21 protein-coding genes are annotated in these 20,600 nt (G+C 36.3%); 16 read left to right on the top strand and 5 right to left on the bottom strand.

From position 1 onward, the window contains the following. The first annotated feature begins 2 nt into the window (after positions 1-2). The 4 genes from RDV78_01155 (at position 3) to RDV78_01140 (ending at position 3,036) form a co-directional block, all read left to right on the top strand. Positions 3-860, top strand: coding sequence for an ATP-binding cassette domain-containing protein (locus tag RDV78_01155; GenBank protein MDS1029110.1), 858 nt, complete (start codon positions 3-5; stop codon positions 858-860). Between the two features lie 2 nt (positions 861-862). Next, a complete protein-coding gene (locus RDV78_01150) occupies positions 863-1,720 on the top strand; it encodes an ABC transporter ATP-binding protein (GenBank protein MDS1029109.1) in 858 nt (285 codons plus the stop codon). A gap of 14 nt (positions 1,721-1,734) precedes the next feature. Next, positions 1,735-2,463: an ECF transporter S component gene (locus RDV78_01145; GenBank protein ID MDS1029108.1), complete on the top strand. Its 729-nt coding sequence runs from the start codon at positions 1,735-1,737 to the stop codon at positions 2,461-2,463. 198 nt (positions 2,464-2,661) lie between these two features. Beyond that, a complete protein-coding gene (locus RDV78_01140; protein MDS1029107.1) occupies positions 2,662-3,036 on the top strand; it encodes a PH domain-containing protein in 375 nt (124 codons plus the stop codon). A gap of 54 nt (positions 3,037-3,090) precedes the next feature. On the opposite strand, the gene RDV78_01135 is transcribed toward RDV78_01140, so the two are convergent. The 5 genes from RDV78_01135 to RDV78_01115 all read right to left on the bottom strand — a co-directional run bounded on the left by RDV78_01135 (position 3,091) and on the right by RDV78_01115 (position 8,538). Next, complete coding sequence (locus RDV78_01135; GenBank protein ID MDS1029106.1) at positions 3,091-4,557, bottom strand: aminotransferase class V-fold PLP-dependent enzyme; 1,467 nt, start codon at positions 4,555-4,557, stop codon at positions 3,091-3,093. Between the two features lie 32 nt (positions 4,558-4,589). Beyond that, complete coding sequence (speB, locus tag RDV78_01130) at positions 4,590-5,447, bottom strand: agmatinase (GenBank protein MDS1029105.1); 858 nt, start codon at positions 5,445-5,447, stop codon at positions 4,590-4,592. Then, positions 5,434-6,288 (bottom strand): polyamine aminopropyltransferase, encoded by an 855-nt coding sequence (gene speE, locus RDV78_01125; protein MDS1029104.1) that lies wholly within the window; start codon positions 6,286-6,288, stop codon positions 5,434-5,436. The genes speB and speE overlap by 14 nt, the downstream gene beginning before the upstream one ends. A 68-nt stretch (positions 6,289-6,356) precedes the next feature. Then, positions 6,357-6,782, bottom strand: a complete 426-nt coding sequence (gene speD, locus RDV78_01120; GenBank protein MDS1029103.1) for an adenosylmethionine decarboxylase — start codon at positions 6,780-6,782, stop codon at positions 6,357-6,359. 211 nt (positions 6,783-6,993) lie between these two features. Continuing rightward, positions 6,994-8,538, bottom strand: a complete 1,545-nt coding sequence (locus tag RDV78_01115) for a YifB family Mg chelatase-like AAA ATPase (protein MDS1029102.1) — start codon at positions 8,536-8,538, stop codon at positions 6,994-6,996. 173 nt (positions 8,539-8,711) lie between these two features. Between RDV78_01115 and dprA the strand changes: the two genes are divergently transcribed. The 12 genes from dprA (at position 8,712) to RDV78_01055 (ending at position 20,548) form a co-directional block, all read left to right on the top strand. Continuing rightward, positions 8,712-9,788, top strand: a complete 1,077-nt coding sequence (gene dprA / locus RDV78_01110; protein ID MDS1029101.1) for a DNA-processing protein DprA — start codon at positions 8,712-8,714, stop codon at positions 9,786-9,788. A 26-nt stretch (positions 9,789-9,814) separates the two neighbouring features. After that, positions 9,815-11,902 (top strand): type I DNA topoisomerase, encoded by a 2,088-nt coding sequence (gene topA, locus RDV78_01105; protein ID MDS1029100.1) that lies wholly within the window; start codon positions 9,815-9,817, stop codon positions 11,900-11,902. Between the two features lie 43 nt (positions 11,903-11,945). Then, complete coding sequence (gene trmFO / locus RDV78_01100; protein ID MDS1029099.1) at positions 11,946-13,268, top strand: methylenetetrahydrofolate--tRNA-(uracil(54)-C(5))-methyltransferase (FADH(2)-oxidizing) TrmFO; 1,323 nt, start codon at positions 11,946-11,948, stop codon at positions 13,266-13,268. Positions 13,269-13,336: 68 nt separating this feature from the next. Beyond that, on the top strand, positions 13,337-14,290 hold the full coding sequence (gene xerC / locus RDV78_01095) for a tyrosine recombinase XerC (protein ID MDS1029098.1): 954 nt from the start codon (positions 13,337-13,339) through the stop codon (positions 14,288-14,290). Between the two features lie 16 nt (positions 14,291-14,306). After that, on the top strand, positions 14,307-14,837 hold the full coding sequence (hslV, locus tag RDV78_01090; GenBank protein MDS1029097.1) for an ATP-dependent protease subunit HslV: 531 nt from the start codon (positions 14,307-14,309) through the stop codon (positions 14,835-14,837). Positions 14,838-14,852: 15 nt separating this feature from the next. Beyond that, a complete protein-coding gene (gene hslU, locus RDV78_01085) occupies positions 14,853-16,256 on the top strand; it encodes an ATP-dependent protease ATPase subunit HslU (protein MDS1029096.1) in 1,404 nt (467 codons plus the stop codon). Between the two features lie 44 nt (positions 16,257-16,300). Next, complete coding sequence (codY, locus tag RDV78_01080) at positions 16,301-17,083, top strand: GTP-sensing pleiotropic transcriptional regulator CodY (protein MDS1029095.1); 783 nt, start codon at positions 16,301-16,303, stop codon at positions 17,081-17,083. A 281-nt stretch (positions 17,084-17,364) separates the two neighbouring features. Next, complete coding sequence (gene rpsB / locus RDV78_01075; GenBank protein ID MDS1029094.1) at positions 17,365-18,069, top strand: 30S ribosomal protein S2; 705 nt, start codon at positions 17,365-17,367, stop codon at positions 18,067-18,069. 42 nt (positions 18,070-18,111) lie between these two features. Then, positions 18,112-18,771, top strand: a complete 660-nt coding sequence (gene tsf / locus RDV78_01070; protein ID MDS1029093.1) for a translation elongation factor Ts — start codon at positions 18,112-18,114, stop codon at positions 18,769-18,771. Positions 18,772-18,878: 107 nt separating this feature from the next. Continuing rightward, the gene (gene pyrH, locus RDV78_01065; GenBank protein MDS1029092.1) at positions 18,879-19,595 is read left to right on the top strand and encodes a UMP kinase; all 717 of its coding nucleotides are present in this window, start codon (positions 18,879-18,881) and stop codon (positions 19,593-19,595) included. A 6-nt stretch (positions 19,596-19,601) separates the two neighbouring features. Then, the gene (gene frr / locus RDV78_01060) at positions 19,602-20,159 is read left to right on the top strand and encodes a ribosome recycling factor (protein ID MDS1029091.1); all 558 of its coding nucleotides are present in this window, start codon (positions 19,602-19,604) and stop codon (positions 20,157-20,159) included. A gap of 218 nt (positions 20,160-20,377) precedes the next feature. Beyond that, complete coding sequence (locus tag RDV78_01055) at positions 20,378-20,548, top strand: 4Fe-4S binding protein (protein MDS1029090.1); 171 nt, start codon at positions 20,378-20,380, stop codon at positions 20,546-20,548. Positions 20,549-20,600: the final 52 nt, after the last annotated feature.

Raw genomic sequence — 20,600 nt, 5'->3', positions numbered from 1 at the left:
AAATGCAGTCAGCAATAAATATAAAAAACTTGTCTTATGCTTATCCGCGTTCAGAACATTTGGCACTTGATAATTTTAATTTGGAAATTATGCAAGGTGAATTTTTAGTAGTAATTGGAGAAAATGGTTCTGGAAAATCAACCCTCTGTCAATGCTTAAATGGAATCATACCTCATGGGCGCGGTGGAAGTATGGAAGGGAAAGTTATGGTTCATGGCATGGATACTCAAAAGACATCCATTATAGAACTTGCGAAGGTGGTAGGTATTGTATTAGAGGACCCTGAAACTCAGATATTTACAACAAAAGTTAGGAATGAGGTTGCTTTTGCGTTAGAAAATTTACGTTTACCGGTTAATGAAATTATAGAGCGCGTAAATTGGGCGCTAGAAGGAGTTGGTTTACAAAAGTTTGAAGACTTCCATCCCCAAGATTTGTCTGGCGGGCAGAAACAACGCTTAGCTATTGCTTCTGTGCTGGCTATGCGCCCGAAAGTAATAATACTAGATGAGCCGACATCTCAATTAGATCCTTCTGCTGCTAAGGATATTTTAAACCTACTTGTTGATCTTCAAAAGAAGTATTGTTTAACTATTGTTTTAGCTACTCATGATTTAGAAGAAGTAGCACCTATGGCAGACCGAGTTTGTTTGCTTAAAGAAGGAAAAATCTTAAGTTGTGATGTTCCTAAAAAGTTAGTTACTGATTATCAATTGCTAGTTAATAATTGGGTTAAGCCACCCCAGGTCGTGGAGTTAATGAGCTATTTAAATGATAGGGGTATTAACTTAAAAGAAAAACCGATTTGTAGGAATCAAGCTGAAAATGCTATTATTAGCTGGCTAAAAAAAGGAGATTAGGGATGGGAAAAACTGCAATTGCCATTAAAAATTTGTCTTTTGCTTACACCCCAAACGAGTTTATCCTAAAGGATATAAGTTTTGACATTGGTGAGCATGAATTTGTTGCAATTATAGGTGAAAATGGTGCAGGAAAATCTACTCTTTTAAAGAATATAACAGGTCTTTTAAAACCTACGTCAGGTCAAATTTTAATTAATGGCAAAAATACAAAGGAGGTGCCTATTGCAAAACTGGCAAATGAAGTTGGGTATGTTCTGCAAAATCCAGATCGACAGCTTTTTGCCCAAACTGTCTGGCAAGAAGTGGCTTTTGGATTAAAAAATTCAGATTTAAGCCAAGTCTTAATTAAAGAAAAAGTAGAGAAAGCTTTACACAGGGTAGGTTTAAATTCTCTGGCGGAAGAGTTTCCCCCATCCTTAAGCAAAAGCACTCGTGCTAAGGTGGCTATTGCTGCAGTATTGGCGATGGAGCCTAAAATAATAATTTTAGATGAACCAACAGTAGGACAAGATTATAAGGGGATAAGTCAGATTATGGATTTGGCAGCCGAATTTTATGCGGCAGGTCACACAGTTGTTCTAGTAACTCATCAAATGTCTTTGGTTAGTGAGTATTGCGAGAGAATTATTGCTTTATATCAAGGAAAGGTTTTACTAGACACCACAACAAGAGATTTTTTTGCTCATATAGAGGAGTTGAAAAAAACTAAAATTAGACCTGCTGAAATAACCCAGCTTGGTTATGACCTGAGTTTAAAACTGCCGTTAGCACAGGTATTTTTAAGTACTCAGGAACTAGGTGAAGAACTTCTTAAACTTAGGACGCAAAAAAATATGCGTACAGGTACGGAAGGTTAAAAGGGGCGATGGAGATGGATTTAATCAGTAAAAATAATAAGCCAAAAATACATCCTTCGGTAATTGCTGCTTGGGCGGCTTTAATTGCAGTAGCTTATATGTTGCCAGTTATTCCATTGGTAGTTACGGGAGGATATTTTACAGTGAGTGCTGCATTTTTGCCTTTAGCAGGGATCTTTTTTGGACCTTTTATGGGGGCTTTATGTGCGGCCATAGGGTCTTTTATTGGGCAAATTATAGCTCCTCAAGCAGCATGGCTGGGGTTGGGCACATTCGTTATTGGTACTGTAAATGCATTGACAGCTGGATTTATATCCCGTGGTAAATGGCCTTACGCAGTAGGAATTATTTTAATTGGTTTTGGTTTATGGTATAGTACTGCTATAGGAAGGGCAGCTTTAGTCTATCCATTTATAGTCTATGGCTTAGGTGTCCTTACAGCTGTTGTTGGAGGTATATTTGGCTCAAAATGGCTAAAGGGAAATAATTACAGGTTAAAATTACTTGCTATTTGGCTAATAGCATTTACAGCATTTATAGGTGCAGCAGGTATTGGTAATTATCTGGGTATCATAGTAAAGCAAACTCCTGCCCAGGTTTACAAGGCATTGGTTTTTGTTACACCCTTGGAAAGAACCATTTTTGCTTTAGGATCAGCTTTTATTGGGCTGCCTTTACTTGCTGCTTTGCCTAAAATTGGAATTTTTATTGAGCCAGGTTCTGATAGGCAAAAGTTTATTTAAATCTAATACCTAAAAAGACATAAGCAATTGGTTTTTTATTAATAGAAACTACCAATTGCTTTTTTTATTGCTTTTCTTTTAAATTAAAATTTTATTATGTACGACGAATCTAGACAATTTTTATCAAATTTCCCGAAGGTTATTAAACTCAGAAAATATAATTTAGAAATATAAATCCTTTCAAGGAGGTTAGTTGCTATGCTGAATAAAACTCAAAGTTTCGAACAATTACGTAAACAGTTAAATAGAAGAGAAGCAAAGGAACTGCTCCAAATATTAAGAGAGGACGAAAAAGTAAAAAAATTAGTACGAGGTTTATTCCACCAAAATTTAGCTATTCTTGTCGTAACAACAAGAAGAATTATCTTTATGTATAAAACATTTCCTCTTGGATATCAAATTAAAGTCTTTCCCTATCATATTATTCAAAATGTTCGATATGAGTCTGGAATTACATCGGCCAAAATTAAAATATATACTTTAACGGAAAATATTGAGTTAGAAAACTTCGCTAAAGAGCAGCTTAAAGGGATTTCTGAATTTATCAGTATTTTAGCAGGTAATTTTGTTTAAATTTATGTATTTTTAAAATAAAAAGCCACCAAATAATGGCAGCTTTTAGAGCTTTTAGTTTATACTTTGTTTTAATATTTTAATATTGTCAACAAATGTATCTTCTGGTCCTTGTAATAAGCAATGGTTATTTTTTAATAGTTTAATATAATCGACAATATCTTTGGTGATTTTTTCACCGGGAGCCACAATTGGAATACCGGGAGGATAAACCATGACAGACTCGCCACTAATTTCCCCAACTGTTTTTTCCAAGCTAACTTTCTTTTTTTGGCAATAATATGCTTCCCTTGGAGAAATAATAATATCAGGAGTTTTCGGTACTTCTTGCATTGTAGGTAATTTTTTAGGCAAAGAATATTTCCTTTCAATATCTGCTAGTGCTTGCAACAGCAGCTGCAAAGAATTTTCAGAGTCACCTAAGGATACAATTGCTAGAATGTTGTTGAAATCAGCCAGTTCAACTTGAATGCTAAATTCCCGGCGTAATATTTTTTCTACTTCATAGCCTGTTAAGCCTAGGTAAGTTACATGAATTCCAAGTTTTGTTTCATCAAAATTAAAAACCCCAGGGGTACCAATTAGTTCTTTGCCAAAAGAGTAGTAGCTATTTAATTGATTTATTCTTTCCCTTGCATTCCTTGTAATTTCCAGTATTTTTTTAAAGCGGCTTTCTCCTTCAATAGCTAATTGCTTACGTGCAATATCAAGGGAAACCATTAATAAATAAGATGCGCTGGTTGTTTGTGTAAGATTTAAAATTGATTTCATCCAATCGGGACTTATTTTATTGGTGTTTAAAATTAAAAGAGAACTTTGGGTTAAAGAGCCACCTGTTTTATGCATACTAACTACAGTTATATCAGCACCAGCATCTACAGCATTAATCGGAAACTCTTGAAAAAACCTAAAATGGGCCCCGTGTGCTTGATCTACTAAGACAAGAATCCCCTTTTGATGTGCATAATCAACAATAGTTTTTAAGTCAGATACAACTCCGTAGTATGTTGGGTGTATCAAAAAGATTGCTTTAGCATCTGGGTTTTGATCTATAGTCTTTTTTACGTTTTCAAATGTAACATTCATGGCGATGCCAAGTTGATTATTAACTTCAGGTCTAAGATAAATTGGTATAGCACCGCTTAAAATTAGACCAGCTGTAGCCGATTTATGTGCATTGCGAGGTATAATAATTTTATCTCCAGGCTGACAAGCACTCATAATCATAGCTTGTACTCCGCAGGTTGTGCCGTTAACTAGAAAGAAAGCCTGCTTCCCTCCAAAAGCTTCGGCAGCTAAATCCTCAGCTTCTTTTATGACCCCAATGGGGTTGCAAATATTATCCAAACATTCCATAGCGTTGACATCAATTTCAAGTACTGTTTTTCCAACATAACTAGCAAAGTCATGTAATCCGGCTCCGTGTTTATGACCTGGGACATCAAAAGGCAAGACATTTTCTTGGTGGTATTTTTTAATTGCATCAAATAAAGGAGTTTTCTCCTGCCGTGTTTTTGTCATCCGGTGTCCTCCTATGATGAAATAAGCTTTAATTAACTGTGCAACATTGCTAGAGTAAGTTCTCTTACCATTTTACAAGCCACCATTGTAGAAACGCCACTTAGATCGTAATGGGGGGCTAGTTCATTAATATCCGCACCTACAATGTTTAATTCTTTTAACTTGAGAATTACATGGATAAGTTCGTTAAAAGTAATACCTCCAGGTTCAGGTGTTCCCGTACCAGGGAAAACCGAAGGATCAAGAATGTCTAAGTCTAGAGTAATGTAGACAGGACAATCCTTGAGCACAGATGAAATTTTTTCAACACCTTGTGTTGTAAATGGCGTTAAATACGTATGTTTTTTGGCCCAATCAAATTCTGCTTTTTCCCCTGAACGGATGCCATATTGGTAGATATTATGATCTCCAAGTATTTCCCAACACCTTCTAATAACGGTAGCATGGGAATATTTTTCCCCTAAATAATCGTTTCTTAAATCAGTATGTGCGTCAAAATGAAGCAGACGAAGATTTGGATACTTTTCTTTAGCAGCCTTTATTGCAGGAAGTGTGACTAAATGCTCTCCTCCTAGCATCAACGGCTTTTTATTAGCAGCAAATATCTCGCGAGCTTGATTTTCAATTAGCTGTAAATATTTTTCAGCATCACCCGTTTGAAAAGGAAGATCCCCAAGGTCGCATAAATAATAATCACTTAAATCCTGATCGAAATAAGGACTATAAGTTTCCAGGCCTTCGGAGTAACTTCTAATAGCGTTAGGGCCAAATCTCGATCCCGGGCGGAAAGATGCAGTGCCGTCAAAAGGAGCTCCAAATAAAATTAAATTTGCTTCTGCAAAACTATGATTAAAGCCTAAAAAATTAAACTCTATTTTATTTTTCACCATTAGACAATAGTTCCCTAACATAATTTGGCAGAGCAAAAGATCCTACGTGAAGCTCCGGGTTATAATACTTTGTTAATAGTTTAAATTTCAACCATTTTTCCGTTTGCAGATCCTTGATGGGGTGTTTGGTTTTTCCTGCAAATCCAAACATCCATAGACCGGAAGGGTAGGTTGGGATTGACATTTGGTAAACCTCACAAATAGGGAAAATAGCTTTTCTTTTGCTTGTAGCTCTTTGCATTTCTTTAATTGTATCGCTATAAAAGGGGCTTTCATTTTGATTAACTAAGATTCCATCTTTTGTTAAAATGTTATAGCAATTTTGATAAAATTCCTTTGTAAAAAGTCCTTCGCCAGGTCCAATGGGATCGGTAGAATCTACAATAACTAAATCATAAATACTTTCCTTACCTTGAACAAATTTAATCCCATCTTCAAAATAAAGATTAACTCTTGGATCTTCCAATTTACTTGCTGTTGATGGCAAATGTTCCTGACAAGCACGGACGACTATTTCATCAATTTCCACCATATCAATTTTTTCAATTGATGGGTATCTAGTAAGTTCCCTGACAGTTCCTCCGTCTCCTCCGCCAATTACAAGTACTTTTTTGATGTCAGGGTTAACAGCCATGGGGACATGGACTATCATTTCGTGATAGACAAACTCATCTTTTTCAGTTAACATCACTAACCCATCAATAACCAGAACTTTGCCAAATTCATAGGTATCAAGTATATCAATTTTTTGAAAAGGACTTGTCTGAGAAAAAATTTGTTGCTTAACTTTCATTGAAAATCGTACAGTAGAAGAGTGATTTTCCGTATACCAAAGCTCCAAGATATTTACCTCCTAGCTACCGTTTTTAAATTAGAATTTCCTATGCTGTTATTAATCATTCCAGAATATTATTTAACTTCGCAAGCCTGCGGTTTAAAAGTAATATTTTTAAATTTATTCCCAGCGTGGGCATTGATTTTGTCTACGTTGCCTCGTGAAATTTCATAGGTTTCAGTTTTTTCAGCAGCGAGAGCTTTACTTAAATAGTCGAATGCAATCCAAGGATCTACGCTTTCTCCGCAAGTAAATAAGTCCACGGCAGCGTAACCATATTCAGGCCAAGTATGGATTGTGAGATGAGATTCCTGAATAATAACTGCACCGCTAACTCCCCATGGGTTAAACATATGAAAAACGCTTTGAACTATTGTTGCGTTTGCTTCAATAGCAGCTTCTTTCATATATTTTTCGATTAAAGCATGGTCATTTAGAATTAGCTCATCGCAATTATAAAATTCTGCTAAAATATGTCTGCCAAGTTGTTCTATTTTCATCGCAATACCCCCCTAAGTTACAGAGAAAATTAATATAATAAGGAAAGAGGTTAATTGGTTTAGTTTACAAATACTAAACTAAAAGTTAAAAAGCAATAAGAATAATATACACCATTTTTACCGCTTGTCAAGTAGTTCGTACAAGAAAAAACCTTTTTTAGAACAATATAAATCGTTAATTGTTCTAAAAAAGGTTAATAAATAAAAGAAACTAGCTGAAAATATTTTTTTGACGATCTAGCATTCTATAGTGGATAGCCTCTGCCAAATGTTCGTCGTTAATTATGTCTTTTTCAGCTAAATCAGCAATAGTTCGTGCAATTTTTAAAATTCGATCATGGGCTCGCATGCTAAGGCCAAGTTTCTGGAAGGCTTTATGTAGAAGAAGCTTGGCCTTTTTTGTTGTAACACAATGAACAGGAATTAACTTATGAGTCATTTGGGAGTTGGAATTTAAGCCTGTTTCTTTGAACCTTTTCCTTTGTATACTTCTGGCCTTTTCAACTCTCAGTTTTATTTCCTGGGAAGTCTCACTTGGCAAATTACTCTCTAGATCCTCATACTTTAAACGAGGTACTTCAATTTGAATATCTATCCGGTCGAGTAAAGGACCAGAAAGTTTATTTCTATACTTTTGGATTTGATATGGAGTACAGACACATTCTTTTTCGCTATCACCATAATATCCACAAGGGCAAGGGTTCATGGCGGCAACAAGCATAAAACTGGCGGGGTAGGAAACAGTGCCTGATATTCTTGAAATAGTCACAATTCTATCTTCCAAAGGCTGGCGCAGTGCTTCTAAAACGTCTTTTCGGTATTCAGGCAGTTCATCAAGGAAGAGAATGCCTTCCTGGGCTAAACTTATTTCTCCGGGACGTGGAAATTTACCACCGCCGATTAAACTCGCTGTAGAGGCAGTATGATGCGGCGCTCTAAAAGGACGCTTACTAATTAAAGGGTCCTGTGAATTTAGTAAACCGCTGCTGCTGTATATTTTACTAATAGATAATGCTTCATCTATAGTTAAATTAGGTAATATCGAAGCAATACGTTTAGCTAACATTGTTTTACCTGATCCCGGTGAACCGATCATTAGGACATTATGGCCTCCCGCTGCAGCAATTTCCAAGGCCCTTTTTACGCCATTTTGCCCATATACTTCAGAAAAATCCAAACTCTCGGAATTCTTTTGAAGAAAAAAATCTTCGACCCTAACTGCCAGAGGATTTAAGGGTAGTTGGCCGGTTATCATACCTGCAACTTGCTGTAAGTTTTTCACCGATAGTACGGGGATAGTTCCAGCTAAAGCTGCTTCAAAACCGTTTGCTTCAGGTACAATCAAAAATTTGTTACTGTTATCAGGCTGGGACAAGGCACAAGCCATTGGTAAAACTCCAGGGACAGACCTTAAGGAGCCGTCTAAAGAAAGTTCTCCAATAAAATAACTGGTTTGAATAATGTCTCCTGCAATTTGTCCCGTAGCAGCTAAAATTCCAATTGCAATAGGTAAGTCAAGTCCGGAGCCTTCTTTTTTTAAATCTGCAGGAGCTAAATTGATGGTAATTCTTTTAGCCGGAAATTCAAAGCCCGTATTTTTTACTGCAGCTCTTACTCTTTCACTAGCTTCACGTACAGAGGTATCTGGCAAACCTACAATATTAAAACCTGGCAACCCTGAGGACACATCCACTTCAACTTTAATTAAATTAGCATCTATACCTCTTAATGCTAAAGAATTAATAATAGCAAGCATTAAGAATTCTCCTTTTTATGTCTTAATTATTTATCCTATATTATTTCGAATTTTTTTTTACTAATCCTGCCAATTATAAATAAATGGTTAAAAAATAAATTAAATATTTAAGGCAGGAGAATATAGGCTTTTCCTAGAAAAATAGTGAAAAAATAAGTTGGAGAATTAGAAAAATGGTAGAAAATATTTATTGGCATGCGTTAAATTTAATACCAGGCATAGGGCCTATTAGATTTAAGAGTTTAATTGAGTATTTTGGCGAAGCCAAGTTGGCTTGGGAAGCAGACTCAAAACAGTTGTTGGAAGCATTGCAGGGTAAACAGAATATCCTGAATGCATTTTTGACTTGGCGCAAGAAAATTGACCTAGAATTCGAAATAAAAAGATTAGAGAATAATGAAGTTAGAATGGTAACATTATTAGACGAACTTTATCCCGTGAGATTACGTAATATTTACGATGCCCCTCCAGTATTGTATTATAAAGGGAGCCTTGAACATTTAAAACATAATACAATTGCTATTGTTGGCTCGCGGAAGGCTACTATTTATGGACAAAAGATGACCGAAGGTATTGCTAGGGATTTAGGAAGCCAACATTTTTGTATTATTAGCGGTATGGCTAGAGGTATTGATACTTTTGCTCATTTAGGGGCCTTAGGTGCTGAAACAGCTACTATTGCAGTTTTAGGGTGCGGTCTGGACATAATTTACCCTCCCGAAAATAAAAAATTAATGGGCAGAATAATAGAAAAGGGTGCAGTTATTTCAGAATTTCCCTTAGGTGTAAGACCTGAACCTCGTAACTTTCCTAGAAGAAATAGGATTATAAGTGGTTTAGCTCAAGGAGTTGTAGTTGTTGAAGCTGCCGAAAAAAGCGGCTCCTTAATTACTGCAGATTATGCCTTAGAACAGGGGAAAGATGTTTATGCAGTTCCAGGTTCCGCTTTGAGTAAGTATAGCAAAGGTACTAACCACTTAATAAAACAAGGAGCAAAGTTAGTTGAATCAGCGGCGGATATTTTAGAAGATTATGGGCTGTGCATTAAATCATTGACGAAAGAGGATGTACATTTATCTCAAAGTGAAATAAAGCTGGTGTCGCTGCTATCTATAGAACCTATTGGACTTGATGAACTAATTTTAGCTTCTGGTTTTAAACCTCAGGAAATTTTAAGTTTTATGTCTATCTTAGAGATTAAGGGTATAATCAGGCAACTGCCTGGTCAAAAGTATATTATTAATAATTAATTATGGGATTGGTTGGAGTGAGATAATTGCCAAAAGTACTAGTTATTGTTGAGTCGCCTGCCAAGGCCAAGACAATTGGCCGCTTTTTAGGTAATAAATATGTTGTGAAATCATCCATGGGTCATATACGGGATTTACCAAAAAGCCAAATGGGCGTTAACATAGAACAAGGTTTTGAACCAAAATATATTACAATTCGCGGTAAAGGAGATATTATTAAGGAATTAAAAGCTGCTGCTAAAAAAAGCGACGCAGTTTTGCTTGCACCTGACCCGGATAGAGAAGGTGAGGCAATAGCTTGGCATTTGCAGCAGATTTTAAATATAGATAACGGTCAAAAATGTAGAATAGAGTTCAACGAAATTACAAAAGGCGCGATTCAAAAAGCTGTCCAGGTTCCTAGAAAGATCGATTACGATCGCGTTAATGCTCAGCAGGCAAGAAGAATTTTAGACCGTTTAGTTGGCTACGGACTAAGCCCATTGCTCTGGAAAAAAGTTCGTAAAGGATTAAGCGCAGGAAGAGTACAGTCAGTGGCTGTGTGGTTGATTTGCAATAGAGAATCAGAAATCAATCAGTTTGTTCCCGAAGAATATTGGAGCTTGACAGCTTTGTTAAAAACTGAGCAAAAGGGCAAAGTTGAGGCTAAATTATATAAAAAAGAAAATAAGCTAATAAAAATTTCTTCCCAAGCAGAAATGGATGGAATTTTAAGTGAATTAAAAAGTTCGGAATTTATTGTTAAAGAGATTAGAAAGAAAGAAAAGAAGCGCAATCCCTCACCGCCCTTCACAACTAGCAGTTTGCAGCAGGAAGCCTATCGCAAGCTTAATTTTACGGCTCGAAAGACAATGATGTTAGCGCAACAACTATACGAAGGTATTGATTTAGGTAAAAAGGAAGGAACTGTTGGCTTAATAACATATATTAGGACTGATTCCACCAGAATCGCAACAATTGCCCAAGAGGAGGCTAAAAGCTATATTGTCGAAAAATATGGCTCAGAATATGCTCCAGAGGTTCCCAGAGTATACAATACTAAAAAACAAGCCCAAAATGCTCATGAAGCGATTAGACCTACTTCAGTTCTGAGATTGCCTGAAAATTTAGAAGAAGTACTGACTAAAGATCAATTAAAACTATATAGATTAATCTGGGCTCGCTTTATTGCCAGCCAAATGAGTTCTGCAGTATTGGATACAACTACTGTTGATATTAAAGCTGATAATTATTTATTTAGGGCCAATGGAACCACCATAAAATTTCTTGGGTTTATGCAAGTTTATACCGAATGTAAGGAAGATAACGAAGAGGAAGGAAACCTACCTAAATTGGAAGAAGGTGAGCAACTTTATGTACAAAAACTTTCTCCGAAACAGCATTTCACTCAACCACCTCCGAGATATTCGGAAGCGACTTTAGTTAAAACACTTGAGGAGCTCGGTATTGGCAGACCTAGTACTTATGCACCAATTATTGAAACTATTTTACATCGAGGGTATGTTATTCGTGAGCAGAAACAGTTTGTACCTACTGAGTTAGGCTTTATTGTAATAGAACTTTTAAAACAATATTTTCCTGATATTATTGATGTGGAATTTACTGCTAATATGGAAGATAACTTAGATGAAGTAGAGGAAGGAAAGTTAAATTGGAAATCAGTAGTTCAAAATTTTTATGAACCCTTTGCTCGAGAACTAAGTGAAGCTGAAAAGGAAATTGGTGAAATTGAAATAGCAGATGAAATTTCAGATGAATTGTGCGAAAAATGCGGACGAAATATGGTTGTTAAAATGGGACGGTATGGTAAATTTTTAGCTTGCCCTGGATTTCCAGAGTGCCGAAATACTAAGCCCCTTTTAGAAGAAATCGGAGTAAAATGTCCAAAATGTGACGGGAAACTAGTTATGCGCAGAACCAAAAAGGGAAGAAAATTTTTTGGTTGCAGTAATTATCCCGAATGTCAATATGTATCCTGGGATAAGCCTACTAACGAAATTTGCCCTGAATGCCATAATATCTTATATGAGAAAAGCTCAAAAAAAGGAACCCGTTTAGTATGTAATCAAGAGGGTTGCGGTTATGAAAAAACAGTTAGCAAAGATAATGATTGATTTGTTTTAAGAATTTGGAAAAATAAGACGAGGAGTTGTTATAATGGTTCAAGAAATTAATATCGTTGGAGGTGGTTTAGCAGGTGCTGAAGCCGCCTGGCAAGTTGCAAAACAAGGAATTAAAGTAAATTTATTCGAAATGCGGCCAGGTAAAATGACTCCCGCTCACCACACAGGAAAATTAGCAGAACTGGTTTGTAGTAATTCTTTTCGAGCAGGTAATATTGAAAATGCTGTGGGATTGTTAAAAGAAGAGATGCGGGTATTGAAGTCTCTAATTATGGAATGTGCAGATCAAAACGCAGTTCCTGCCGGCGGTGCTTTAGCAGTAGATAGGGAATTATTCAGCCAGAATGTAACGGAGAATATTTTGGCACATCCTTTAATAGAAATAATTCATGAGGAAATACAAGACATTCCAGAAAATCAGGTTACTATTATAGCTACAGGTCCCTTAACCAGTGAACCTTTATCCCAGTCCATAAAAAAAATGACAGGAAGCGAGTATTTTAATTTTTTTGATGCAGCTGCCCCTATTGTAACAGGTGAAAGCATTAATATGGACGTTGCTTTTTGGGGTTCAAGATATGGAAAGGGCACCGACGATTATCTTAACTGTCCTATGACAGAGGAACAATATAAAGAGTTTTATAGTTTTTTAATTTCTGCAGAACGGGCAAATGTAAAAGAGTTTGAAAAGAAGACATATTTTGAAGGGTGTATGCCTATAGAAGCTATGGCTAGCCGAGGCCCGAAAACACTTTTATTTGGTCCTATGAAGCCTGTAGGTATTTATGACCCCCGCACAAACCAAAAACCTTATGCAGTTGTACAGTTAAGAAAAGATAATAGGGAAGGTACTCTTTTTAATATTGTAGGCTTTCAAACAAGCCTTAAATGGGGAGAACAGAAAAAGTTGTTAAAATATATACCAGGCTTAGAAAACGCTGAAATTGTGCGATATGGGGTCATGCATAAAAATACTTATCTTTCTAGTCCTAATTTACTTTTACCAACAATGCAGTTAAAAAATAACCCCAGAATATTCTTCGCCGGACAAATTACAGGCGTTGAAGGGTATGTAGAAAGTGCTTCAAATGGACTGATAGCTGGTATCAATGCTGCGCGATTCGTAAAAGAAGAAGAACCTCTTGTTTTTCCTACCGAAACAGCTCATGGTGCTTTGTGCCACTATATTACCACAGCTGAAAGTGTAAAATTTCAACCTATGAATATTACCTTCGGTTTGATTCCCCCTTTGGGAGTTAAAATTAGAGATAAAAAACAGAAAAATAAAGTGATAGCAGAGAGGGCTCTTCAGAAATTAAAGGATTTTATTAATTCCAATCATTATATAAAAATATAACAGTAAAGCAGAAGTTTCTTGAAAATTGCAAAAATATATTAGATAATTCTTGTAAGCAAATTTTTAATATGTTAACATTAGTGCAAATTGATGTATCGGTGATTAATATGTATTATTCTTTTGACAGCTTAGTGGATGCATTTTTAAATTATTTAAAAATTGAAAAGAATGTGGCAACACATACTTTAACGGCGTACTCTCATGATTTAGCGCAATTTCACCATTTTCTTCAGGAAAGTAGCTTAGATCAATTAAGCAAAATTGATCTAAGCAAAATAACTCATAACCATATTCGCAATTATTTAGCGTATCTTTATAAAATGGGTTTTAAAAAAACAACAATGGCTAGAAAACTGGCCGCTTTAAGATCATTTTACCGTTATTTAAACAGAGAAAACTCGATAAGTAATAACCCATTATATTTTATTAGGGGACCCAAAAAGGACCGGATTTTACCAGGATTTTTATATGAATACCAAATGGAAGAATTACTTAATGCCCCGGACGTTGAAACCTTGCTTGGACAAAGGGATAAAGCAATTTTAGAGGTTTTTTATGCCTCGGGCATTAGAATTAGTGAATTAGTGGGATTAAATTTAGAAAGTTTGGATTTTACATTAGAGTGCTTGCTGGTATGGGGAAAAGGCTCAAAGGAAAGGATAGTTCCAATTGGCAGCTGTGCAGTTGTAGCTTTGCAAAGGTATTTGTCGGAAGCCAGGCCCCAATTGTCCGGTAGTAAGAATGAAAATGCATTGTTTCTAAATTACAAGGGTAATAGAATAAGCGTTAGAGGAGTTCGCTTAATAGTTGATAAGTATATTAATAAATTAGCCCAAAAGGGTAAACTTTCACCTCACTCTTTGCGCCATAGTTTTGCAACACACATGTTGGAAAGAGGAGCTGATTTAAGGGTTGTCCAGGAGCTATTAGGACACGTAAGCATGTCCACTACTCAAATTTATACTCATGTTACTAAAGCAAGATTAAGGGAAGTGTATCAAAAAACCCATCCTCGGGCTTAAAAGGAGAGAAATCTTAATGTTTCATGCTACTACTATTGTAGCGGTTAAAAATAATAATCGAGTAGCAATTGCTGGTGACGGGCAAGTAACCTTTGGAAATACTACAATTATGAAACACCAAGCTAAAAAAGTACGACGATTGTATGGAGGAAAGGTTATTGCTGGTTTTGCTGGTTCCGTGGCAGATGCTATTACCCTATTTGAAAAATTTGAAGGTAAGCTGGAAGAATATCGTGGAAATATACAGAGAGCTGCCGTGGAATTGGCAAAGGATTGGAGATCAGATCGGGTTTTGCGAAAACTAGAAGCGCTGCTTATTGTTGCAAATTCTGATACTATTTTGATAATTTCAGGTAGTGGTGAAATTATTGAACCTGACGATGGGATCGCAGCCATAGGCTCTGGGGGATCATATGCTTTAGCTGCTGCCAGAGCTCTTGCAAAACACACATCTTTAACTGCATCTGAAATTGTACGAGAGGCTTTATTAATAGCGTCTTCTATTTGTGTTTATACAAACAATAATATTACTGTAGAAGAAATATAGGAGGAGATAGCAACTATGGGAGATTTAACACCGCATCAGATTGTTCAAGAGTTAGACCGTTATATAGTTGGTCAGACTGAAGCTAAAAAAAGTGTTGCTATAGCTCTGCGTAATCGTTATCGTCGTAAAAAATTACCTATAGATCTTCAAGATGAGATTTTGCCCAAAAATATTATTATGATTGGTCCAACAGGGGTTGGTAAAACCGAAATTGCAAGGCGTTTGGCCAAATTAGTAAAGGCACCTTTTATAAAGGTAGAGGCCACTAAATTTACGGAAGTTGGCTATGTAGGTAGAGATGTTGCGTCTATAGTACGTGATTTGGTAGAAACATCAATAAGGATGGTTCGACAAGAGAAAACAGCTGTTGTTAACGAAAGGGCTCAGCTTATGGCAGAAGAAAGGATTTTGGAAATACTTGCTCCTTCTCCTAAGAAAGAAAATACTAATAAGAATCCCTTCGAAATTTTTTTCGGGGCTACTGCAAATCAAAATGCAACAGAAGACCAGTTTACTGAACAAGAATTTCAAAGAAAAGCTAGTGAGCAAAAAGCTATTTTGCGAGAAAAATTACGACGGATGGAACTTGAAAATGAACTGATTGAAATAGAAATCGAAGACCAGAAACCTCCTATGTTTGAGGCCTTTACTTCATCTGGCATTGAAGAAATAGGAATTAATTTGCAGGACATGTTTGGAGGAATGTTCCCTAAGAAAAAAAGAAAGAGAAAGGTTTCTGTGGCAGAGGCAAGAAAATGTCTAACTCAAGAAGAAGCCGAAAAATTAATTGATATGGACGAGGTAATAACTCAAGCTATTTACCGTGCTGAACAAGATGGCATTATTTTCTTGGATGAAATAGATAAAATAGCTGAAAAGGAAAGTAATCATGGGCCCGATGTATCTAGGGGAGGCGTCCAAAGGGATATTTTGCCTATTGTTGAAGGTTCTACGGTAGTAACCAAATATGGCCCAGTTAAAACTGATCATATTTTATTTATTGCTGCAGGGGCATTTCATATTACTAAACCTTCAGATCTTATTCCTGAACTTCAGGGTAGATTTCCTATTCGGGTAGAATTAGAGAGCCTGACAAAAGAAAATTTTGAACAAATTTTAACAGAACCCCAAAATTCTCTAATTAAACAATATGTTGCTTTGTTAGCCACAGAGGGATTGGAAATTGAATTTACTTCCGATGCCATTGCGAAAATAGCTGAAATTGCTTTCGATGTTAATGCTCAAACTGAAAATATTGGAGCTAGACGTTTGCATACGATTTTGGAAAGACTTCTTCAAGATTTATTTTATGAGTCTCCTGAACTTGGCCAAAGAAAAATAATGATTAATGCAAAATACGTGGAAAAAGCTTTACAAAGTATTGTTAAAAATCAAGATTTAAGCAGATACATTCTTTAGGTTAATTCACATCATCAGTACTACTAGTATAAAGGAGATTAGTAATGAAAACGTTATTGGAAAAAACGAGGAATATTAACAGGCTCTTGCAGAAGACTGCCGGAAATCCGGTTGATTTTGATGAAATGGCCGAAGTACTAAGGGATCAGATAAAATGTAATTGTTACATTGTTGGCAGATATGGTAAAATTCACGGCACAGCATTTGTTGAAGGTTTTGTTTGTGAAAAGATGAGTGACATTGTTTTTGAGGCTGAAAGGTTCCCTGATGATTATAATAAGGAATTGCTGCTAGTTAATGAAACAAAAGCAAACTTTATTCAAAAAGAAAATTGCTGCATTTTTAGCAAAGATAATAGATGCGTATTTAATAACAAATTGACGACTATTGTGCCCATTATTGGGGGAGGGCAAAGGTTAGGTACTTTGTTGTTATCTAAGTTTAATATAGAATTTACGGATGAAGACCTGGTTCTAGCTGAATATGGAGCTACTGTTGTTGGTATTGAGATTCTGCGTTCTAAAGCAGAAAAAATCGAAGAAGAAGCCCGTAAAAGGGCTACAGCCCATATTGCTTTAGAAACCCTTTCCTATTCTGAATTAGAAGCAATAGAGCATATTTTTGATGAATTAGAAGGGGATGAAGGTGTCTTAGTGGCTAGCAAGATTGCTGATCGAGCTGGCATAACTAGATCCGTAATTGTAAATGCTTTAAGAAAATTTGAAAGTGCCGGGGTTATTGAATCAAAGTCTTTAGGTATGAAGGGAACATACATTAGAGTCTTAAATGATAATCTTTTAGAAGAACTGCAGCGTTTAAGGAGGTAGGATATGGATTAAAAACAGGTGATTTGGCCATGAAAGTCAAATTGCCTGTTTTTTGTTTAGAACTGCTACTTTTTGTAAATAATAGATGCTACTACATACTACTATGGTTAGTTTTAGAAAGAATTAAATTGTTGCAGAATGGATTTATTTGTGTTAAACTCAATGCTAGTGTAAAACTACACACATATACTGGAGTTAAGTAAGGGGTGCCATTTTATTGGTCTTACTTTAAACAGATGAAGGTATGTGGAGGAAACAACCAACGGGAGGAGGTGTGAGATATGTCAGTTATCTCAATGAAACAGTTGCTCGAAGCCGGAGTCCATTTTGGACATCAAACTCGTCGCTGGAACCCAAAAATGGCTCCTTACATTTTTACTGAGCGTAACGGTATTTACATTATAGATTTACAAAAAACTGTGCGTAAAGTTGAAGAAGCGTATAACTTTATACGTGAATGTGTAAGTGAAGGCAAGCAAGTTTTATTTGTCGGTACTAAAAAACAAGCTCAGGAATCTATAAAAGAAGAAGCGGAAAGATGTGGCATGTTTTATGTTAACGAAAGATGGTTAGGTGGAATGTTAACAAACTTTCAAACCATTCGTCGCAGAATTGACCGCTTACATGAGTTAGAGCGCATGGAAGAAGAAGGTGTTTTTGAAGTACTACCTAAGAAAGAAGTTGCGCAACTCTTAAATGAAAGAGAAAAACTGCAAAGATTTTTAGGCGGAATTAAAAGCATGCAAAACCTACCTGGGGCTTTATTTGTAATTGACCCCAGAAAGGAAAGAATTGCTATAGCTGAAGCCCGTCGTTTGGGTATACCTATTGTTGCAGTTGTAGATACTAACTGTGACCCAGATGAAGTAGATTATGTTATTCCAGGTAACGATGATGCTATTAGAGCTGTTAAGCTCTTGACTGCTAAAATAGCGGATGCAGTTATTGAAGGAACTCAAGGTCAACCTGAAGTTGAAGAAGCTTAGTTTTCATTCCCAACTAAGCGTAGTTTCTAAATAAGGGGATAGATGATAATGGTAAGTGCGAGTCAGGTAAAAGAATTAAGAGAGCGGACAGGAGCCGGCATGATGGATTGTAAAAAGGCTCTGGCCGAAGCAGACGGAGATATTGATAAGGCTATTGAAATACTCCGTGAAAAAGGTTTAGCTGCAGCTGCAAAAAAAGCCGGAAGAATAACTGCTGAAGGTTTGGTTGAGGCTTATATACATGGAGCTGGGCGAATTGGTGTTTTGCTAGAAATTAACTGCGAAACAGATTTCGTAGCAAAAACTGATCAGTTTAAGGAGTTAGCTAGAGACATAGCGATGCAAGTTGCTGCTTCTAAACCTGATTACGTTTCTAGGGAAGAAGTTCCCCAGGAAGAAATTGAAAAAGAAAAAAATATTTTAAAAGCACAAGCTTTAAATGAAGGTAAACCAGCAAACATTGTTGAAAAGATGGTTGAAGGGCGAATTGAAAAATTTTATAAAGAAGTTTGCCTTTTAGAACAGCCTTTCATTAAAGATCCTGATAAAAGCGTTCAACAATTAATTACTGAGAAAATCTCTAAAATAGGTGAAAATATTTCTATCCGGAGATTTGTTCGTTATGAGTTGGGTGAAGGGCTAGCTAAACGGCAAAATGATTTTGCAGCAGAAGTTGAAGCTATGACTGGTGGTAAAAAATAAGAGAGCACTAAATGTGTTCTCTTTTTTTAAGTAAAAACTATTATCTGTAAAAAGGAATTTTTAAAAATTTGTAGAAACATAATGGGGTATATGGAGGTTTATTTTCCATGAAAAAACCTAGTTATAAAAGAATAATTTTAAAATTAAGCGGAGAAGCCCTGGCTGGAAAAGCAGGTTTTGGAATAGATCATAAAACCATTTACGACATTGCAGAACAAATCAAAGAAATTAAAGAGCTTGGAGTAGAAGTTGCAATTGTTGTTGGTGGTGGCAACATGTGGCGAGGGGTAACGGGTAGTTCAAAAGGGATGGATAGGGCTACCGCTGATTATATTGGGATGTTAGCTACGGTAATGAATGCCTTGGCTTTACAAGATGCATTAGAAAAAGTCGGTGTGCAGACAAGAGTACAAACTGCTATTGAAATGCGCCAAATGGCAGAGCCATATATTCGTAGAAAGGCCATCCGCCATCTGGAGAAAAATAGAATAGTCATATTTGCAGCTGGAACCGGCAATCCTTACTTTTCGACAGATACTACAGCAGCACTACGTGCTGCAGAAATCGAAGCAGAAGTTATATTAATGGCTAAAAAAGTTGATGGGGTATATGATTCAGATCCAGTGAAAAATTCCAACGCAAAAAAATTTGTAGACTTAAAGTACATTGATGTATTAAACAAGGGATTAGGTGTTATGGATTCAACTGCCGTATCCTTATGCATGGATAATAATATACCTTTAATTGTGTTTAATTTAAACGAAAAGGGTAATATATTAAAGGTAATTTTAGGAGAAAAAATTGGTACATACGTAGGGAGGTAATTTGCTATGCTTGCAGAGGTGCTTAAGGATTTAGAAAGTAATATGAAGAATGCCATCGAAGCTTTAAAAAAGGATTATAGCTCCTTAAGAGCCGGAAGAGCAAATCCGGCGTTGCTGGAAAAAATTACAGTAGAGTATTACGGAACTCCTACACCAGTAAATCAGTTGGCCAATATCTCAGCTCCAGAGCCTAGGCTTTTAGTTATTCAACCATGGGATCGCTCAGTAATTGCTGCTGTTGAAAAAGCGATTCTAAAGTCAGATTTGGGATTAACTCCAAGCAACGATGGTACAGTAATTCGAATTGCCATACCGCAGCTTACAAAAGAACGCCGAAACGAATTAGCTAAAGTTGTAAAGAAAAAAGCAGAAGAGTATAGAGTGCAAGTTAGAAATATACGCAGGGATGCAAATGATGACATTAAAAAGATGGAAAAAGAAGGAAGCATAGCTGAGGACGAGTCTAGAAAAGGTCTTGAACAGGTGCAGAAACTCACCGATAAGTATATTGAACAAATAGATAAAATTCTAGCTAACAAAGAAGCTGAAATACTTGAGGTATAAAAAAAGTGAATTTTGTGTGGTAGCATTGCCTTTAACTGAGGCAAGAGCTATATTAGAGAAAAACAACTATACAATTGGCACAGTTATGGTGGCATCGTCCCCGAAATGCAAAAATTCCAATAATTTACTTAATTATAGAGTAGTAAGGCAAAGACACGAAGGCAGTGGAATAATGCACTTGGTTATAGCTCCTTGTGCTCATTGAAAGGGGGTGAAAAATGGTGTATAAGATTACTGAAGATTGCTTATCCTGCGGTGTTTGCGTTGATGAGTGCCCAAACAACGCTATTTCTGAAGGCGATGATCGTTATGTAATTAATGCAGACGCTTGTACCGAGTGCGGAACTTGTGTAGGTGCCTGCCCTAACGAAGCAATTGTCGAGGAATAATTAATAAACCCCCTCAGTAGAGGGGGTTTGTTAATAAATAAAAGGAGTGTAA

This window comes from Bacillota bacterium LX-D (assembly GCA_031628995.1).
Taxonomy (GTDB): Bacteria; Bacillota; DUOV01; order DUOV01; family Zhaonellaceae; genus JAVLUO01.
Note: the sequence above shows the minus strand (reverse complement) of the source record. Positions and strands in the feature narration are given on the sequence as shown.

What these genes read in the sequence shown, in the direction of transcription:
- RDV78_01155 (MDS1029110.1), top strand. Translation starts at nt 3, where the DNA reads ATGCAGTCAGCAATAAATATAAAAAACTTGTCTTATGCTTATCCGCGT.
- RDV78_01150 (MDS1029109.1), top strand. Translation starts at nt 863, where the DNA reads ATGGGAAAAACTGCAATTGCCATTAAAAATTTGTCTTTTGCTTACACC.
- RDV78_01145 (MDS1029108.1), top strand. Translation starts at nt 1,735, where the DNA reads ATGGATTTAATCAGTAAAAATAATAAGCCAAAAATACATCCTTCGGTA.
- RDV78_01140 (MDS1029107.1), top strand. Translation starts at nt 2,662, where the DNA reads ATGCTGAATAAAACTCAAAGTTTCGAACAATTACGTAAACAGTTAAAT.
- RDV78_01135 (MDS1029106.1), bottom strand. Translation starts at nt 4,557, where the DNA reads ATGACAAAAACACGGCAGGAGAAAACTCCTTTATTTGATGCAATTAAA.
- speB (MDS1029105.1), bottom strand. Translation starts at nt 5,447, where the DNA reads ATGGTGAAAAATAAAATAGAGTTTAATTTTTTAGGCTTTAATCATAGT.
- speD (MDS1029103.1), bottom strand. Translation starts at nt 6,782, where the DNA reads ATGAAAATAGAACAACTTGGCAGACATATTTTAGCAGAATTTTATAAT.
- RDV78_01115 (MDS1029102.1), bottom strand. Translation starts at nt 8,538, where the DNA reads ATGCTTGCTATTATTAATTCTTTAGCATTAAGAGGTATAGATGCTAAT.
- dprA (MDS1029101.1), top strand. Translation starts at nt 8,712, where the DNA reads ATGGTAGAAAATATTTATTGGCATGCGTTAAATTTAATACCAGGCATA.
- trmFO (MDS1029099.1), top strand. Translation starts at nt 11,946, where the DNA reads ATGGTTCAAGAAATTAATATCGTTGGAGGTGGTTTAGCAGGTGCTGAA.
- xerC (MDS1029098.1), top strand. Translation starts at nt 13,337, where the DNA reads ATGTTAACATTAGTGCAAATTGATGTATCGGTGATTAATATGTATTAT.
- hslV (MDS1029097.1), top strand. Translation starts at nt 14,307, where the DNA reads ATGTTTCATGCTACTACTATTGTAGCGGTTAAAAATAATAATCGAGTA.
- hslU (MDS1029096.1), top strand. Translation starts at nt 14,853, where the DNA reads ATGGGAGATTTAACACCGCATCAGATTGTTCAAGAGTTAGACCGTTAT.
- codY (MDS1029095.1), top strand. Translation starts at nt 16,301, where the DNA reads ATGAAAACGTTATTGGAAAAAACGAGGAATATTAACAGGCTCTTGCAG.
- rpsB (MDS1029094.1), top strand. Translation starts at nt 17,365, where the DNA reads ATGTCAGTTATCTCAATGAAACAGTTGCTCGAAGCCGGAGTCCATTTT.
- tsf (MDS1029093.1), top strand. Translation starts at nt 18,112, where the DNA reads ATGATAATGGTAAGTGCGAGTCAGGTAAAAGAATTAAGAGAGCGGACA.
- pyrH (MDS1029092.1), top strand. Translation starts at nt 18,879, where the DNA reads ATGAAAAAACCTAGTTATAAAAGAATAATTTTAAAATTAAGCGGAGAA.
- frr (MDS1029091.1), top strand. Translation starts at nt 19,602, where the DNA reads ATGCTTGCAGAGGTGCTTAAGGATTTAGAAAGTAATATGAAGAATGCC.
- RDV78_01055 (MDS1029090.1), top strand. Translation starts at nt 20,378, where the DNA reads ATGGTGTATAAGATTACTGAAGATTGCTTATCCTGCGGTGTTTGCGTT.